General features: G+C 34.9%; 17 protein-coding genes. 10 read left to right on the forward strand and 7 right to left on the reverse strand.

The features are described from left to right. The first annotated feature begins 1 nt into the window (after position 1). From NOX90_RS05545 to NOX90_RS05565, 5 genes are all read left to right on the forward strand, one after another. A complete protein-coding gene (locus NOX90_RS05545; RefSeq protein WP_375603844.1) occupies positions 2-619 on the forward strand; it encodes an SURF1 family protein in 618 nt (205 codons plus the stop codon). Positions 620-1363: 744 nt separating this feature from the next. Further along, positions 1364-5887, forward strand: a complete 4524-nt coding sequence (locus NOX90_RS05550; RefSeq protein ID WP_375603845.1) for an ankyrin repeat domain-containing protein — start codon at positions 1364-1366, stop codon at positions 5885-5887. Between the two features lie 333 nt (positions 5888-6220). Continuing rightward, positions 6221-6418 (forward strand): hypothetical protein, encoded by a 198-nt coding sequence (locus tag NOX90_RS05555; RefSeq protein ID WP_375603846.1) that lies wholly within the window; start codon positions 6221-6223, stop codon positions 6416-6418. A gap of 37 nt (positions 6419-6455) precedes the next feature. Continuing rightward, the gene (locus NOX90_RS05560; RefSeq protein WP_375603621.1) at positions 6456-6698 is read left to right on the forward strand and encodes a transposase; all 243 of its coding nucleotides are present in this window, start codon (positions 6456-6458) and stop codon (positions 6696-6698) included. Between the two features lie 64 nt (positions 6699-6762). Then, the gene (locus tag NOX90_RS05565; RefSeq protein WP_375604608.1) at positions 6763-7182 is read left to right on the forward strand and encodes a transposase; all 420 of its coding nucleotides are present in this window, start codon (positions 6763-6765) and stop codon (positions 7180-7182) included. A gap of 125 nt (positions 7183-7307) precedes the next feature. Here NOX90_RS05565 and tsaD read toward each other — a convergent pair whose 3' ends face one another. The 3 genes from tsaD to NOX90_RS05580 all read right to left on the reverse strand — a co-directional run bounded on the left by tsaD (position 7308) and on the right by NOX90_RS05580 (position 9683). Further along, entirely contained in the window at positions 7308-8315 is a 1008-nt protein-coding gene (tsaD, locus tag NOX90_RS05570) for a tRNA (adenosine(37)-N6)-threonylcarbamoyltransferase complex transferase subunit TsaD (RefSeq protein WP_375603847.1), read from the reverse strand. A 75-nt stretch (positions 8316-8390) separates the two neighbouring features. Beyond that, positions 8391-8822 (reverse strand): hypothetical protein, encoded by a 432-nt coding sequence (locus NOX90_RS05575; protein ID WP_375603848.1) that lies wholly within the window; start codon positions 8820-8822, stop codon positions 8391-8393. 123 nt (positions 8823-8945) lie between these two features. Beyond that, complete coding sequence (locus tag NOX90_RS05580) at positions 8946-9683, reverse strand: hypothetical protein (RefSeq protein WP_375603849.1); 738 nt, start codon at positions 9681-9683, stop codon at positions 8946-8948. Positions 9684-10056: 373 nt separating this feature from the next. Between NOX90_RS05580 and NOX90_RS05585 the strand changes: the two genes are divergently transcribed. Genes NOX90_RS05585 through NOX90_RS05595 form a run of 3 tightly spaced genes read left to right on the forward strand, consistent with a single transcriptional unit; the run spans position 10057 to position 13470 of the window. Further along, positions 10057-11166 (forward strand): PQQ-binding-like beta-propeller repeat protein, encoded by a 1110-nt coding sequence (locus NOX90_RS05585; protein WP_375603850.1) that lies wholly within the window; start codon positions 10057-10059, stop codon positions 11164-11166. Continuing rightward, positions 11159-12538: a dihydrolipoyl dehydrogenase gene (gene lpdA / locus NOX90_RS05590; protein WP_375603851.1), complete on the forward strand. Its 1380-nt coding sequence runs from the start codon at positions 11159-11161 to the stop codon at positions 12536-12538. Before NOX90_RS05585 ends, lpdA begins: the two co-directional genes overlap by 8 nt. 2 nt (positions 12539-12540) lie before the next feature. Further along, positions 12541-13470 (forward strand): tyrosine recombinase XerC, encoded by a 930-nt coding sequence (locus NOX90_RS05595; RefSeq protein WP_375603852.1) that lies wholly within the window; start codon positions 12541-12543, stop codon positions 13468-13470. Here the strand turns inward: NOX90_RS05595 and NOX90_RS05600 are convergent. Beyond that, a complete protein-coding gene (locus NOX90_RS05600) occupies positions 13467-13958 on the reverse strand; it encodes a hypothetical protein (protein ID WP_375603853.1) in 492 nt (163 codons plus the stop codon). The two genes, NOX90_RS05595 and NOX90_RS05600, sit on opposite strands and share 4 nt — an antisense overlap. Before the next feature lie 113 nt (positions 13959-14071). On the opposite strand from NOX90_RS05600, the gene NOX90_RS05605 reads away from it, so the two are divergent. After that, the gene (locus NOX90_RS05605; protein WP_375603621.1) at positions 14072-14314 is read left to right on the forward strand and encodes a transposase; all 243 of its coding nucleotides are present in this window, start codon (positions 14072-14074) and stop codon (positions 14312-14314) included. 64 nt (positions 14315-14378) lie between these two features. Beyond that, positions 14379-14837: a transposase gene (locus NOX90_RS05610; RefSeq protein WP_375604575.1), complete on the forward strand. Its 459-nt coding sequence runs from the start codon at positions 14379-14381 to the stop codon at positions 14835-14837. Here the strand turns inward: NOX90_RS05610 and NOX90_RS05615 are convergent. From NOX90_RS05615 to NOX90_RS05625, 3 genes are all read right to left on the reverse strand, one after another. Beyond that, on the reverse strand, positions 14828-15979 hold the full coding sequence (locus NOX90_RS05615; protein ID WP_375603854.1) for an ankyrin repeat domain-containing protein: 1152 nt from the start codon (positions 15977-15979) through the stop codon (positions 14828-14830). The two genes, NOX90_RS05610 and NOX90_RS05615, sit on opposite strands and share 10 nt — an antisense overlap. A gap of 88 nt (positions 15980-16067) precedes the next feature. Next, positions 16068-17015 (reverse strand): thioredoxin-disulfide reductase, encoded by a 948-nt coding sequence (trxB, locus tag NOX90_RS05620; protein WP_375603855.1) that lies wholly within the window; start codon positions 17013-17015, stop codon positions 16068-16070. After that, entirely contained in the window at positions 17002-17601 is a 600-nt protein-coding gene (locus NOX90_RS05625; protein ID WP_375603856.1) for a peroxiredoxin, read from the reverse strand. The genes trxB and NOX90_RS05625 overlap by 14 nt, the downstream gene beginning before the upstream one ends. Positions 17602-17712: the final 111 nt, after the last annotated feature.

Here is a 17712-nt window from a genome sequence, read left to right on the forward strand (position 1 = left end):
AGTGTTAAAAAAAATAGTATTTATTTTAATTATACCTTGCTCACTTCTTTTTTTATTAGGATTATGGCAAGTATTCAGATTGAACTGGAAGAATAATATTATTAAAAGTATGAGTCTTCCAGTTGTTCATCTATTGCCTAATGATGATCTTGCGCAATTTAACTACAGGCACATCAAGATCGATGGGATTTTAAGTGACATAGAACTATATGTTTTTGCAGGACAACATGGCTATCATGTGTTGTCTCCTATGCTACTTACTACTGGAAATTATATGCTAGTGAACAAAGGAATAGTTAAAGANAAAAAAGAGGAAAGAGCAAAAATTGAAAAAGTAGCTGCAGGTGGAGTTTTATATTGCAATAGCAGTAAAAGCAAAAATTGGTTTATCAAGAACGATACTGCTTCGAATACATGGTTTACCCTGAGTACAGAGGAAATTTCCAATGAGTTAGGTATTAAGCTAGAGAAGTGTGTATTATGGCCGAACAATTTTGGTAGCAAATTAGCTATACAGCCAATGAAGCATTTGGAATATGCAATCACTTGGTTTGCACTTTCCTTAACTTGGTTGATTATGTGCGTAATTTACCATAGGCAAAACCTCAATAAAGCTTGAAGCTTTCTGTACATAAAATTAGAGGTATCTGTTCAGGCAATGGCGTCAACTTAAGGGAAAATATCAGTGATTGTGTATAAAATTTCTCTCTAAATTTTTTATCATTAAATTATCCAAAGAGTGCAATAAACAGCACGTTTGTTTCTGTTTTATTTCAACAAAAAAGTTTAAAATGTGTCCTTAAGTTGACGCCATTGTCTGCTCTCCCTCGTCATACCGTCACGGTATCTCTAGATCCTGCTAACAAGTAGCGGGATGACACCTTTTGTATAAATATTAAAAAATTTACCAAATGAAAAAAAAGGCAAAAGAAACCCTAGGGTAGCTAGTTATTCACTATCCATTTTTTAAGTTGGCGTTTTTTGATGTTTTAAATAACGCATTTCATCTTATATTAGGTAAAAACCTAGAAATTTTATAAAGATATAAGGTGCACATAGTGCAAAAAATTAAACATGGGACGCCAAATACGTTGAGTTTTTTTGTCATTTAATCTGTACAGAGAAGATAAATAAATAGCTTCAATTTCACGATAAGGGGGCTGGCGGAGTTTGTCAAGCAAGTTTTTGTAGCTCTCATGATTTAAAAAGCTGGGTTCCAGCGTTACGCGCTGAAATGACAGATTGCAATACCTGACCTAGGTGCACAAAAAAATCTTAACGTTTAACACATTTTTCATAGTACACACCATACAATTGATAAATAAAATAATGAATAGATTTATATAATTTTTAGAGGCTACTAATGGTCAATGATAAGATTACTTTGAATTTTGAGATAGAAAAAGGCGAGTTTATAGATCCATATTACTTTTCTGCACGTATAAAGCTTACAAACGAAAGCAAAAATCTTTTGCGTGAGCAACTTGGCAGTACAGTTCAATTTGATAACTTAGATGACCACTTCAATCTCAACCCTGAAAATTTTTATATCTCTTATAACCAATATGGTGGCAGAAATGAGCTAACCGTTAGGGATGACAACAGTAGCCATTTAACCTCCAACCTTCCGCTTAATCACTATGGATTCTCAATGGAACTGTCATCTAATGATGTATCAAGCGCAGATTATGGTTTTTATCCTCTACGTGCAATCTATAACCCAAATTACTATGATAAAGCAAAGGANAAAAAATTCGATGACCATGGTAAATTATTACCAACTGTATCGAACATACTAAATAAATTGCTAAGCAATGCAAACAACTTAACTACACAAGATGTATTACAAAACGTATTCTCACAACTGCAGAAGAAAGATAATGAAGAAGCAGAAAGATTGGCAAGAGAAAGAGAAGAAGAAAGACAAAGGGAAGAAGAGTTAAATGAAAAGAACGAGGAATTAAAAGAACTTATAGAAAATGATGAGATTAAAATATTTCAAGTGATAAAAGGTCATGATATAGGCAATGGGCGTTCAGCAGTAATTTTACAACTTGATGGGGAGATAGTCCTTGATTCAAACAAATACTACATAGCAAAATATACACACCACCCAGAATGGGAAGGCGATGAATACTTGCATTTTGTTAGCCCTAGAGGTGAGATGCTGGTTGATTATGAAAATTTGTTTTTTGTGCTCAATCAAAGCTCTTACTCTGGTTTTGAAAGTGGGTTTTATTCAGCAGACAGCACTGATCCCTATAATTACGCTAAATATTCAAAAGAACCTTATTTGAGTGGTGATCAGCTATCTGAAAAGTTATCTAATGAGTTGAAGGAAGATAGTAATCAGGTAGATACTGAGTTTACAATTGATGATGAGCAAGTAGACGAAGAAGTTGTGGTAGAGAGTGAAATTAAATCTAGGAGGAAAAGGGCAATTGATGAGGATAATAAGAAAAACGTTATAGAAGATGTAAATAAGGTAGATGAATTTGGTGTTACTTCTTTACATAACGCCGCTTCATCGGGAGATTTACTAAAAGTAAGTAAGCTTATAGAACACAAAGCGTATATTGATGCAAGAGACCATAACGGACTAACACCACTTCATTGTGCTATTAAATCCGGGAATTCAGAAGTAGCAAAATGCCTTATTGATAATGGTGCAAACCTTAATATTCAGGACAATTATTATCAGAAAACTAATACTCAATATGTTTATTACAAAACACCTTTACACTATGCTGTTGAATCTGGAGATACAGAGATAGCTAAATACTTAGTAGATCATGGTGCAAATCCTAATATTCAAGATGCTTATTCCAGAACACCACTACAAAGTGCTATTTATTCAGATAATACAGAAATAGTGAAATATCTGTTAGATCATAAAGCAGACCCTAATGTTGGAAATCATAATAGATCATCTCCGCTACTTGTTGCTGTTAAGTTGGGACATACAGATATAGTTGAGCATTTAATAGAGCATGGTGCAGACCTTAGTGTAAAAAATACTTCTGCTCAAACACTATTACTTTACGCAATTGAACTGGGGCATACCAAGATAGCTAAACTCTTAATAGATTGTAATGCAGATATTAATACTCGACATGACAGTAATGGTTATAGAGCTCCACTACACTTTGCCATAGGTGCACAAATAGAGATAGCAAAGTACTTAATAGATCATGGTGCAGATGTTGATATTAAGGATCACTATGGTCTAACACCTCTACACCTTGCTGTTAATTTAGGAAATCAAGAGATGGTAGAATATCTCATTAAAAATAATGCAGATATTGATGTTCGAGATAATGAAGGCTGGACACCACTTATTCATGCAGTAAGACATGGGCAATTGGACAAAGTAAAGTACCTGGTAAAGAATGGAGCTGATGTTGATATTCGTGGTAATGAAGGACGGACGCTATTTTATCATGCTGAACAATGGATAGATGATAGGAGAATATTAAAAAATGTAATAGATAATGATAGAAGATATACTGATGATGATCCTTCTCACCAAAAACGCTTAAAAGATGCTGCAAGTTGGGAAAAGACTAGGAAAGATATGCTTGATTACCTTAAGGGAGTTATAAAAAATACTATACAGGAAGAAGAATCTAACTATATAGATCAAATGCAAGCAGATGATAGCAGCAGTTATGTTGAAGATCAACCCGCTTTGCAAAGCAATCGTGATGATTATGCTGATACGAAAAAAGCTCTACAGGAGAAATTGCGTGAAGATGAAATACGCAAGCAAAGTAATGAGAAAGCTAAAAAAGATATAGAAGTAAAAAAAGTAACCGTAGAAAATGACAGTAGCAGTAATAAGACTGAAAAACAAACAAAACCAATAGAAGATGAACAAAAAACTGTTATGGCAAGTGTGATAGAAAATAATGATGATGAAGATTTAAATGCTAAAGACTCTATGGGTTATACCGCTCTACATAAAGCTGTTTTTAGTAAGCATTTTGATGAAGTAAAACTTTTGATAGATAAGGGCGCTAGAGTGGATGTGCAAGATAAACACGAACTCACTCCACTTTTTTATGCTGTTATGAAGAATGATGAGAAAATGATAAAATTTCTAGTGGAAACAGGTAATGCCAATGTTAACCTAGGCAAATATAATAATCCCCTTGGCATAGCTATTTCACATGGATATATGGAATTAGCAGAATATTTGATAAACAAAGGTGCAAATTTAGACCAACAAGATACTATCGGCAGAACCCTTCTACACAAAGTTGCTGAAGATGGAAATCTAGCTGCAGTAAAGTTTTTAGTAGATAAAGGTGCTAAACTTGATGTTCTAGACAAGTGGAAAGAAACTCCCCTTCACGTTGCTGCGAATGTGAAAGTCAATAAAGGTCACACAGAAATAGTAGATTATCTAATACAAAAAGGTGCAGATATAAATCTTACTCATAACTATACTCCGATACACCTGGCTATTACACGTGGAAATTTGGATATGGTGAAATGTTTGATAGATAATGGTGCTGATCTTTATATTAAAAGAGCATGTGATGGTACACCTCTTACTTATGCTAAACAGCAAGGGCAAGTGGAAATAGTAAATTACATGGATAGTGTAATGTCAAACCTTTCACGTAGCAAAACTGTATCTCTTGATAACACTAATATAAATATCAAGTATGATTTGGCTGCTAATAAGCTAGATACAATAGAAAAAAGCATTAAGGATGCCGTACGAGACTTTAAGGGTGCTTTTAATACCTCTGACCACGATATAAGGATCAATGCTTATGTATTCAACACTCAAAATGAGTTTAAAGGGTACTTGAAAAAAGTTGGATTCGATGCTGGCAACGGTGTTAATGGCTACACAAGAATGATCGATCTAAATAAGGGAAATGCTGCTGATGTTTATGTCTACCTAGATAGTAAAGGGAATGTAAATCAACATACGTTAGAACACGAGATAGGGCATGCAATGCACTTTGCAAATCTTGGTTTGAGCTATATTTTACCGAAAGCAATGCATGAAGCTATTGCTAACTATGTCGCTGGCTTAGAAAATGGCAGACATATCAATGATCATGGAGATAAGGAGGCTTTAGCTGAAATAAGAAATAAAAATCTTAAACCAGATGAAATACTACGTAATGATTATCAAGGAAAACATTATTATTCAGAAGCAGAGCAAGTAGTAAAGTTCCTTGAACATAAACATCCGGACTTGATTGATAATTTACTAAAGAGCCTTTCTACTTATGGATATCATGGTAGGCCTCAAGCTGATAAATTAGTTGAGGATTTTCTAACTGAGCTAAAAGGCTATGATCAAGAATTTAAAGAATGGGTTAAGGTTCAATTGAGCAGTAAAGAGCATTCACAACATAAGGACATGGAAGTTAACCAACCAACTATTAATTCAAATAATGATAATCAACATAGTGAACAACAAGGAAAATCGAGGCAAAAGAGAGAGGTAGTTGATGAAGATGAACAAGAAACTGTTATGGCAAGTGTGATAGAAAATATGGATAAAAATTCTGATATTGAAGCAGAAATTTCTAACAGTGTTGCAAATTCACAATATCCCTTAAAAATAAGGATAGGAAGTCCTCTTGAAGTGGGAAAGTATAAGGTGGAGCTGCAAGCTGCGGGTGAAGACATAGATAATTTTTATCAAAACTTAATAAGTCAGTGTACCGCTAAAAAATACACCTATGACCAAAAGATGATTATGTATAATAAAGTTTATGCACGAGATTTTAGCTATGATGGAGAGCTAATGATTCTTCCTGAAGCTTATGTGACAAACAATCACCTATTTATCGAGGATCATGATTTTGGAACTATAAGTGATTTCAATAAGATGTTCTATAAAAGTGATGAGTTTATGTAATGTAAAAGGTGGACAAAAATTAATTGATATAAGGAATTAGGGTTTTTGCCTGATCTTTTATCATCCCAATCAGAAAAGTGTCATCCCAGTGCCCCGACACTGGGATCCAGTTTTTCATATAATCTCATCACAAACGTTTATTTTAATTTTAGACCAATACCCAATTTAGAATCAAAATTCCTGGATTCCAGTGTCAAGCACTGGAATGACGCCATCTATTATGCAATTTACTTTTTTATATAATAAATAATACTAATTTAATAAGATATTAATTGACAAGTAGTGTGAGTTATACTATTATTAAGATATATAGTTAATATCTTAATAATTAATATGCCAAAATATGTTAATCGCATTGCTCAATCTATTGTATTAAAAGTCTATACTGATAAGGAACATCCTAGAGTTAAAGTGTTTTATAAAACTGAAGATAGAGAAGATGGACAAATTGAAGAAACATTTTCAAAAGAAGAAATTGCAGAGTTTTTAAATAAATTTGACACCATAAGAGCATGTCTTCAAACTAAGTAGAAAGGAGTTAAGAAGTGTGTTATAAGATATATTTTAAATGTACCCAAGCGATATAAGTGACAAAGAATGGAAGATGATAGAGCAATATTTTGAACCTAAAAAGACCGGCAGACCAAGAAAACACAGTATCAGAACGATTATCGATGCAATAAGGTATGTGATGAGAACAGGCTGTCAATGGAGACAACTACCTAAGAATTTTCCACCATGGAAAACCGTGTATAGTTGTAATTCGCGTTTAAAAAAAGTGGAATATGGCAAGAAATTCATGATTTTCTAGTTAAAAAACTAAGAAAGATAATTGGTAAGAATGAAACTCCATCAGTAGGAATAATTGACAGTCAATCAGTAAAAACCACTCAAAAAGGGGATCCAGAGGATATGATGCTGGCAAGAAAGTAAAGGGTAGAAAACGCCACATCGTTGTAGATACTCTAGGTCTTGTAATTGCTGCTGAAGTACACAGTGCAAGCATTCAAGATCGTGATGGTGCACTAAATCTTTTTGTTCAAGCCAAATGCAAAGCTCCAACATTACGTAAGTTTTTTGCTGATCAAGGATATACAGGTAAATTGCAAAACCGCTGTTTATTGGAAACTGGATGTTTGTTGACGATTACCAAGAAAGTAGTTGATACAGGATTTCAGGTTATTCCTAAACGTTGGATTGTTGAGAGAACCTTTGCTTGGCTCTCCAATTTTAGACGTATGAGTAAGGATTATGAGCATTCTCCTCTCACTTCAAAAAATAACATCTTTTTTTAATATGATCACTATTATGCTTCACAAATTAGCTCATTCTTGAGTTTGAAGATATGCTCTAAGAGATACCGTGGCGGTATGACGTCGTGAAATCTTACCTTCATTACCTAATTCAGAATTGAGAGCTTTTAATAACTTTCCAATTCCCACTTTGGTCTTGGTGCAAAATTAAGTGGATCTATATAATTTTTCTGTAACCTTTCAATTCCTGTCCATCCAACCATAATTGCATTGTCTGTACATAGGTTGTTAGGGGGAAAAAATATGTTTAAGTTTATGTGTTGTTTTAATTTTTCTCTCAAGAAATTATTTGCTGCAACTCCGCCGGTAATCACAAAGTCATTGATTTTGATATTTAAAGATTCGGCCATAATAATCGCATTAATAACCCTGTCCAGCAGTATGTCACTAATACACTCTTGAAACGAAGCACATACATCACACACATCTTGCTCGCTCATTTTCAGTTCTTGCACTAAATTTTTTACTGCTGTTTTAATTCCAGAAAATGAAAAATTACATCCAGAACGTTTTATCATTGCCCTTGGAAGTTTAAATCTTGTGCCATCGCCTTTTTTAGCCAACTTTTCAATTAATGGGCCTCCTGGGTAGCTTAAACCCAGCGTCTTAGCAACTTTATCGAACGCTTCACCCAGCGAGTCATCGAGCGTTTCTCCAAGTTTAATGTATTTACCTACATCCTGTGCAATTAAAAATTGACAGTGACCACCTGATATTAATAGGACTAAAAATGGAAATTTTACCTCACGCAGTAACCTAATAACCAATGCATGCGCTTCTAAGTGATTCACTGCAATGAACGGTTTTTGTGCTACATGCGCAATTGCTTTAGCCATCATTGTACCAACTATTAATCCACCTATGAGTCCTGGTCCTGATGTTGCTGCAATTGCATTGAGGTCACAAAAGTTAAGGTTAGATTTTTCTATAGCGCTTTTTACTAGACCACTTAAATGCTTCATATGAGCACGTGACGCTATTTCAGGTATTACCCCACCACGTTTTTTATGCTCTGCTTGAGAGAGAATTTCGTGAGCAAGAACTTGCTTGTTGCTATTTACAATCGCAACTGCAGTTTCATCGCAGCTTGTTTCAACAGCTAAGATAGTTTTCATAAATACTTAAAATTATACCTTAAAATGCTGTAGTTGCAAAACGTATATAACCTAAGCTAAAAACAATCTGCTTTACTATTGCTGCCTACTCTGCTGACTTGTAGCTACAGTAACATCCTCCAGATCAGGTAGTGGCGATAATTGTTGTTTAAACCCTTCTATTAACCAATCAGCAGCCCATTCTACAATGCTTTCTCTGCCAGATATTCGAATTCTTTCCTTCAATTCTGTAACAAACCCCTGGGATTTTATTTCTTTCTCTTCTGATATTTCTTCCCCATTTGGACGGGTTATTACCCTGCTACACTTTGCTATGATATCATTGTAAGATATTTGTACTTCTCTTCCCACCAACATATCAATAAAATCACCAGATAACTTTACTTCCTCTGTTGTTTTCAGCCCATTAGGAAATATTGTTGATCGTTTATATCGCCCTACAGAAGAATCTGTTGAACTTTTTAGGGCATTTATTATAAGATCTCTGATGTTTTCCTCAGGTAGCAAGTCTATAATTCACCCTCTCTAGTTCCGTATATTTGCATTCTAAAATATTAAAGCTCCCTTGTCAATCAAATATAATATTCATTAGTGGATTCACCTGTAATGGTAAATGTAGAAAACTATAAACTAATTATCATCTCCAAATATAGAACCAATTTTTTTACTCCCAGAGGAAAATTTATTAGTCCAACTGCTTTGTACTTTGTTTATATCTTTAAAGGCAGTTTTGTTGCTATACTCCTTTACTTCTCTATCTATTCTCTCCATTATTTGTGGATCCAGGCAGCTCTTTTTCCACTCATCAGTAGCAAGAAATACTTTGTTTAAATCTTGAGTGCGAATTAGATATTCTTTATCTTTAGGATAAACCTCCTGAGCCCAAGCGAAAAGCTCAAAATAGCGTGCAAATAATTCAGATGCGCGTGATTTTGCAGTTTGATAAGCTTTTATCTCTTTAAATATGACCTGGCCGATAATTTTCTGTACTAGAATATTTGCTTGTTTAAGATTTTGTTCAACATCTTGATAAACTTTATGGAGAAATTCCTGCTCTAAGCTTAAGTTCAGTTCATTTTCAACCATATGTGAAAGTTCATGCACTATAATGTATGGGTTTGACCTTCTTAGCACAATAACATATCTATTTACACTGGAAGACCTGATTGTCTTACACATTCCCTCTTCCATATCCACTAATCCCTCTTGGTATATTTCAAATGAGAGCCTGTTTTGCTTTATTAGTGATAAAGTGAGGTTTAATGTGTTTCTAAACTTCTCAAATTGATAGAGATATTCGACATACCGTATTGCATTTTCACTGCTTCCTACTTGAGTCGCTTGTTTGATTAAATTCCTGATTAGCATGCCTTATTATTAAAGGAATTTTTTTATACTCAAGGATTGATTGGCTACAAAGTATTTTTAGGAAGCCTGATTGCAGATGTAACTAATGAAGATCACATAACTGCATGAACATTTGTGTTTAACGAAACGAATGTTGTCATTCCAGTGTCAGCTACTTGCATGACACCATTTGCTGTGCAGTTTACCTTCAAAAATGAATGTTCGTACAACTATGCAAGTTGCCGCATAGTGGATGAGCTCTAAGAGTATAGTTTTTTACATAATAATGTGATATTCTGTTCATAAATCAATGTTTCAACGTACAACAAGAACATTTTCATTGTGATTAAGATTTCTAGTATGTATATTAATAAATCTTGTTCTCAACTAAGTAATGAAAGTAATAATTATTATAATAATGTTATTGTGTAGCAACTATACAATGGCAAGCGAGCGAATAAGTCTAGTGGATAAAAAACTATCTCAAGGATATGTAGCTCCAGTGCTTACAGAAAATAGCGTTATTTTACCAGACAAGCACGGCGCTTTATATTCCTTTGATATTGATAACTCAAAGGCTATGAATTGGAAATTATACCTCTCACATAGGAAAAAAATTGGTAACATGAGCCTATTGCGTCACGGAGGAAATGTTTTCTTTATAGTGGATAACGTTCTACACATAATAGATGCAAAAACCGGCGAGATTCAGTGGGAAAAAGAATTGAGAGCTCCAGTAAGAGGGAAAGCAGCAGTAATAAATAATAAATTGGTAGTATTGACTGTTGATAATTATCTGTACGTGTTTGATATAAAAGATGGCAGCTCCGTTTGGACTTATCAAAACGGTATCAATGAGGTTCGAGGTTTGTATTCCATATCGCCAGCAATTTCTAATGATAAAATAATAGCACCATTTTCAAATGGTGAGTTAATAGCTTTTGATGAAGATGGTAAAAAATTGTGGAGCCAAAAATTGGCTACAAACCTTTTGGATACACAGCTCACAGATGTAACTACTACACCGAGAGTGCTTAGCGATACTTTAATAGCTACAAATAATTCTTATATTTATAGCATTGACGTGAAATCAGGAAATATTTTATGGTCAAAGTCACTGCAAGTAAAAAGTGTATCAAACATTGAATCATATTACAGTCCTCTTATTCCTCCAAAGGAGCAAAAAGAAGGCGGAAGAATTTTTATAGTTACTAAAGACGATAAAATAATTGGCCTGAATATAAAAAATGGAGAAACAGTCTGGACATCTGATTTAATAGAAAATACGCAATTGTTTGCTCCAATTGTGCATGCCCATACACTGTGGGTGACAAGCAATAAAGGTTCAATGCTTGCTTTTCCTGGATCTGAAAGTGTAGGAAAGGTAGTCAAAGTACCTGGTAATGTGTTTCACGCTCCAGTGTTTACTCGCAATAAGATATATGTAACAACTGAGAAGAATGGTGTTTATTCTTTAGAAAATAGGTTTGTTTTTTATGACTGATTATGATTTAATTGTTATAGGTGGTGGCCCAGGAGGCTATAAGTGCGCTATCGCTGCTGCAAAACTTGGATTGAAAGTTGCCTGTATAGATAAAAATAGCATTTTTGGTGGCACATGCTTGCGGGTTGGATGTATACCCTCTAAAGCATTGCTCCATTCTTCCTATCAGTATGCTCACACGAAAAATGATCTGTCAAAGCTTGGCATAAAAATTAAGGACGCAAGTTTCGACTTAAAAGAAATGCTAGGTTATAAGGATGCCAGAGTTAAAGAATTGGGGCAAGGAATAGAATATCTATTTAACCTTCACAAAATCACTAAAATCAATGGGTTTGGGAAAATTACTTCTTTTGATCAAGGCAATCTTGAAGTTTTAGTTGAAGGCAAGGCACTGAAAACAAAAAATATAGTAATTGCAACCGGTTCTGACGTTATTTCTCTGCCAGGAATTAATATCGATGAGAAAGACATTATTTCGTCTACTGGTGCACTATCTTTAACTGAAGTACCAAAAAAACTTGTCGTAATCGGAGCTGGGGCAATAGGGCTTGAAATGTCTTCTGTATGGAGCAGGCTAGGGTCTGAAGTCACTGTAGTAGAATTTTTTGACAGAATCGCTGCAGCAATGGATGGAGAATTAAGTAAGTCTCTACTTTCTAGTCTACAAAAACAAGGAATAAGATTTTTACTTAGCACTAAAGTTGAGGAGATAAAACAAAGTAGTAACTCTTTGAATGTGGAAGTTTGCTCTGTAAAAGATAATCAAACAAACACTATAGAAGCAGATAAGGTGCTGGCTGCAGTAGGTCGCAAACCATGCACTGAGGATCTTGAAAAAATAAAAAAAGATAATCACGGTTTCGTTCAAGTTAACAATAGATATGAAACTAATGTAAAAGGAATATTTGCTATTGGTGATGTGATTGGTGGAGCAATGCTTGCTCATAAAGCAGAGGAAGAAGGAGTGGCAGTTGCAGAAATAATAGCAGGGCAATTACCTCACGTTGATTACGAAATCATACCATCTGTCATTTACACTCACCCTGCAGTTTCTTCAATCGGTAAAACCGAAGAGGAACTCAAAAATGCTGGCCGTCAATACAAAGTTGGTAAGTGTCAATTTGCTGCAAACGGCAGAGCAAAAATCACTGATGATGCTGAAGGATTCGTGAAAGTGCTGACTTGTAGCAGAGCAGATACAATACTCGGTGTGCATATCATAGGGGCATACGCTGATACGCTAATCAACGAAGCAGCGGTTGCAATGGCATATGGCGCAGCAGCAGAGGATATATACAGAATTTGTCACTCTCACCCTGATATAAACGAAGCCTTCCGCGACGCGTGCATTGATGCTTTTTTTAAAAAGTAACCGTGGACCTCAGTTCAATCATTGAAAAATGGTATGAGTGGCTGAGGTGCAACAGATCTTATTCACCAAACACTTTGGAATCATACATGAGGGACTTGAAGGATCTTATAAGTTTCCTAAATACTCACATTGGTGGAGAAGTAAATGTTGGTACTCTGAAAAATTTAAGCATACCTGAGTTAAGAAGTTGGCTTACCTCTCGTTACGCAAGAGGTGTGAATGCAAGATCTAACGCTCGAGCACTCTCAGTAATCAGAAATTTCTTCAAGTACATAAAAAATAACCACAATATAGACAATGAAGCTGTATTTTCCTTATCAAGGCCAATTCAGAGAAAAACTCTGCCCAAAGCATTATCAATACCTGATATAAAAACTTTGGTGAAAGAAATGAAATTATCTGACTTGAGCGAACCTTGGGTGGTAAAAAGAGAAATTGCAATTATCGTCCTGCTATATGGTACAGGCTTAAGAATCAGTGAAGCGTTGAACCTTGGGGTTAGTGATATTAACAATGAAAGTTTAATAGTAACAGGTAAGGGAGATAAACAAAGGCAGGTATTCATTCTTCCGGTAGTAAAAAAATGTATACAGGAATATGTAAAAGCCTGTCCTTATCTTGGCATTAATAATGAAACACAATATCTTTTTTTGGGAGTAAGAGGAAAAAAACTGGGGAGAACTTATGTGGCTAATCGTTTGCAGAAAATAAGGAGAATGTTAAATCTGCCAGAAATTGTATCTCCACATGCATTTCGTCATAGTTTTGCTACTCATTTGCTTCAGGAAGATATTGACATAAGATCAATACAACAACTGCTTGGCCACTCAAGCCTTGAAACCACTCAAGTTTACACTCACCTCAATTATCAAGATGTTTTTAATATGTATAAGAACTTTCAGCAAAGTTTGGAGAAGAAATCAAAACCTTAACTTCGTTCTAAATCACCAAGCTGAGTGCTTTTAACATCACTAAGTATTGTGTTTGCTTTGTATGAACAGTAACATCCAATTGTAAAGAAGGCAAATGCAGTTACAGCAAGTGGAATACATATTTCCAAATCAGGCATTGTTAAACATGCACCAACAGCGAATGCTCCAGATAACACAAAAGAAGCAGAAGCATAGTTACTTTGCTTTCTACTCTGAGCACTTGCTTCCGAGGATTTTTCGTTTTTATTATTCAGACTTTTAGTACGGAGCAGTCTATTTTCTGATGAAAGCCTATCTCTTTCTTCCCTTACTTGTTTCAAATCTCTTTTTAATTGTGAAATTTCGACAGTGTCGTTTGTTCTTTCATACACAATTCTTTTACATTGAATTAATTCATCTTGTTGAGCCGCTTTTTCCTGCCTTACTTGTGCTAAATCTCTTTTTAATTGTGAAATTTTGCCAGTGTCTCTTGTTCTTTCGCGTATCAACTTCTGCTCTTTTTCTGTAAGTTGAGCTTTTGTTCTTTCAAGCTCATCTCTAAGAGCATGTCTTCAAACTAAGTAGAAAGGAGTTAAGAAGTGTGTTATAAGATATATTTTAAATGTACCCAAGCGATATAAGTGACAAAGAATGGAAGATGATAGAGCAATATTTTGAACCTAAAAAGACCGGCAGACCAAGAAAACACAGTATCAGAACGATTATCGATGCAATAAGGTATGTGATGAGAACAGGCTGTCAATGGAGACAACTACCTAAGAATTTTCCACCATGGAAAACCGTGTATAGTTGTAATTCGCGTTTAAAAAAAGTGGAATATGGCAAGAAATTCATGATTTTCTAGTTAAAAAACTAAGAAAGATAATTGGTAAGAATGAAACTCCATCAGTAGGAATAATTGACAGTCAATCAGTAAAAACCACTCAAAAAGGGGATCCAGAGGATATGATGCTGGCAAGAAAGTAAAGGGTAGAAAACGCCACATCGTTGTAGATACTCTAGGTCTTGTAATTGCTGCTGAAGTACACAGTGCAAGCATTCAAGATCGTGATGGTGCACTAAATCTTTTTGTTCAAGCCAAATGCAAAGCTCCAACATTACGTAAGTTTTTTGCTGATCAAGGATATACAGGTAAATTGCAAAACCGCTGTTTATTGGAAACTGGATGTTTGTTGACGATTACCAAGAAAGTAGTTGATACAGGATTTCAGGTTATTCCTAAACGTTGGATTGTTGAGAGAACCTTTGCTTGGCTCTCCAATTTTAGACGTATGAGTAAGGATTATGAGCATTCTCCTCTCACTTCAAAAAATAACATCTTTTTTAATATGATCACTATTATGCTTCACAAATTAGCTCATTCTTGAGTTTGAAGACATGCTCTAAGGTTTTCGAGTTGCTGCAACTCTTGAGCAATAAATGCGTCGTTTGTTTCTGGTTGAACATTATGTGTATTTGCTACAGGTTGCTCTGCACTTGCAGGAAATTTTTCATTTAGATCCTTTTTAATGGACTTAGTTGGCTCACTAGCATCTCTCAATGCAGCAGTAACAATTGCATGACTCATGAAGCAATTATCTTCTACTAATTTTTTTACATCATCTAAATCTTTTTTATTAATAGTAGCGGTTAATCGCTCTGTAATAGCTTGTTCAATTATTTGCTTCACCCATGGATTTTGCTCTATAGCTTGTATTGGCTTTATTTGACTAAAATCTAGCTCTTTATGTTTTAAAAATTTAGTCAATACTTCTTCGTTATCTGGTGTTATTTCTTGTAAACATGATTTGATAATTAAGCTAAGCGGTGTTTCTATTTCTTCACTTCGGCTTCGGCTTCTTTTCCAGCAATTAGGGTTAAACTCTTGATTTAATGATCTTTTCGCTTGGTAAATGTTTCCGCTAGAAAGAGCACTTAATAATTCTCTTCCTTTTCGTGCTTTTTGTATTTCCATTGTAAGATGCGAAAAGTCCTTTTCTTGTATTCGCCCTATTTTTTCAATATATTCTTTAGGAGTATGAAAGAAACGCTCTTTATGAAAATCATGAAGAAGTACTTCAGGGAGTTGTTGGTATTCAGGTTTAATAAGTAAATAACTATTTTTAACATCTATATCTAAGTTAGGATGTCTAAATAACATCTGTACAAAATTCCTATTTTCCATGAGAAAGGCTAGATGTAGAGCTGTATTGCATTCTTTAGTTTTTTGAGCATTAATATTTAAACTTTGATGTTGTAAAAGCAACATCATCATTTTTAAGCATATAGGGCTGTCATCACCATTCATGATAATAGTCATTAATGGTGTATATCCCTTGTCAAACGCATTAACATCCGCACCTCCTTCCAAAGCTAGTTTAAAATCTTCTAGGTTCTCATCATCAATAGCCTTAAATAGCTGTTTTGTTGATTCACTTAGCTGTCTTGAAGTTGCATGATTTTGAGCTTGGAATGCCGTATTATTGCCAGCCCTTCTTCCAAAATATGCTACACTATTTTCATAAGGCATACTAAATTCCTCTTTTTAATAACTTACTAACATAATTATGTAAAAAAAAGGGAAATTGCAAGCAATTTATTCAAAATCCTAGAATTAACTACGACTCCAAAAACTTTTCTGCATCAAGCGCAGCCATGCACCCTGTTCCTGCTGCAACTACTGCCTGACGATATACCTTATCTTGAACATCACCTGCAGCAAACACTCCTGCCCTACTAGTTAAAGTTGTTCCAGGTTTTGTAATGATGTAACCCTGCTCATCCATTTCAACAAAGCCTTTAAAAATACCCGTATTTGGTGCATGCCCGATTGCAATAAACACTCCATCCACTTTTAATTCTTGGGTTTTATCGGTCTCTGCTGATTCAATCGCAATACCAGCAACCCTTTTTGGATTTTCTTCTCCAAGAATCTGCTCTACGGTATGGTTCCACATTACTTTTATTTTATCATTTTTAAAGAGCCTATCTTGCATTACTTTTTCCGCTCTTAATTTATCACGCCTGTGTATTAATAGCACTTCTTTGGCAAATCGAGTTAAAAATATCGCCTCTTCAACAGCAGTGTTTCCACCACCAACCACAGCTACAACTTTATTCCTAAAAAACGCACCATCACAAGTTGCACAAGCTGAAACTCCGTAACCTTGAAATTCCTTTTCACTCTCCAAACCAAGCCACTTCGCTTGCGCACCAGATGCAATGATAATTGCATCTGAATAGTAGTCATTGATATTACCAGAAGATCTAAACCTATACTCATTAGAATCCTCAAGTTGTTCAACGCTTTTTATCTCATCATCTATTATTTTTGCTCCAACCTTTTCTGCATGCAACCTCATTTGCTCCATTAGTTCTGGACCCTGTATTGAAACAAAACCAGGATAATTTTCAACATCTGTAGTAATTGTAAGCTGACCACCAGGCTGCATTCCCGTTATTACAATCGGCTCTAAGTTTGCACGTGCTGCATATATAGCGGCAGCATAACCCGCTGCCCCAGATCCAATAATAAGAACTTTTGTACTAAATTTATAATTCTTCACTGTATGAGTTTAGATAATCAGCTACTCCTTCATCGCTTGCCTGCATTGCTGGCTTACCTTTNNTCCACCCTGCTGGACATACTTCACCATGCTCTTCATTATGTTTAATTGCATCAACGATTCTAACGAATTCATCGATATTACGACCTAAAGGCAAATCATTTATCGATTGATGACGTACAATAAATTTATCATCAATAACGAAAGTTGCTCTCAGCGCAATTGAGTCATCATATAAGACCCCATAGTCTTTTGATATAGACTTTTTGATATCAGACACTAAAGTGTAGCTAATCTCTCCAATACCACCATCATTAACTGGAGTGTTTCGCCATTTATAATGTGAAAATTTTGAATCTACACTTATTCCTATCACTTCAACACCACGTTTTGAAAAATCCTCTATTTTATTACTAAATGATATCAACTCAGTTGGACAGACAAAGGTAAAATCAAGTGGATAGAAAAAAAGGACAGCATACTTATTTTTTATGTGCTTACTCAGACAGAAATTATCAATAATTTCCCCGCCAGAGAGAACAGCTGAAGCAGTAAAATCGATAGCAGATTTTGTTACAAGATTCATAATTGACCTATTCTTTTAAAACAAGTCCAATTTTACACTTTGATGAACCTATATGCAAGTTTTCTTTGATTTTAGTCCTATAAAAACTTCCTCAAATAGCTCTTCTTTTTT

It is taken from the genome of Wolbachia endosymbiont of Anurida maritima, assembly GCF_042182995.1.
GTDB lineage: Bacteria > Pseudomonadota > Alphaproteobacteria > Rickettsiales > Anaplasmataceae > Wolbachia.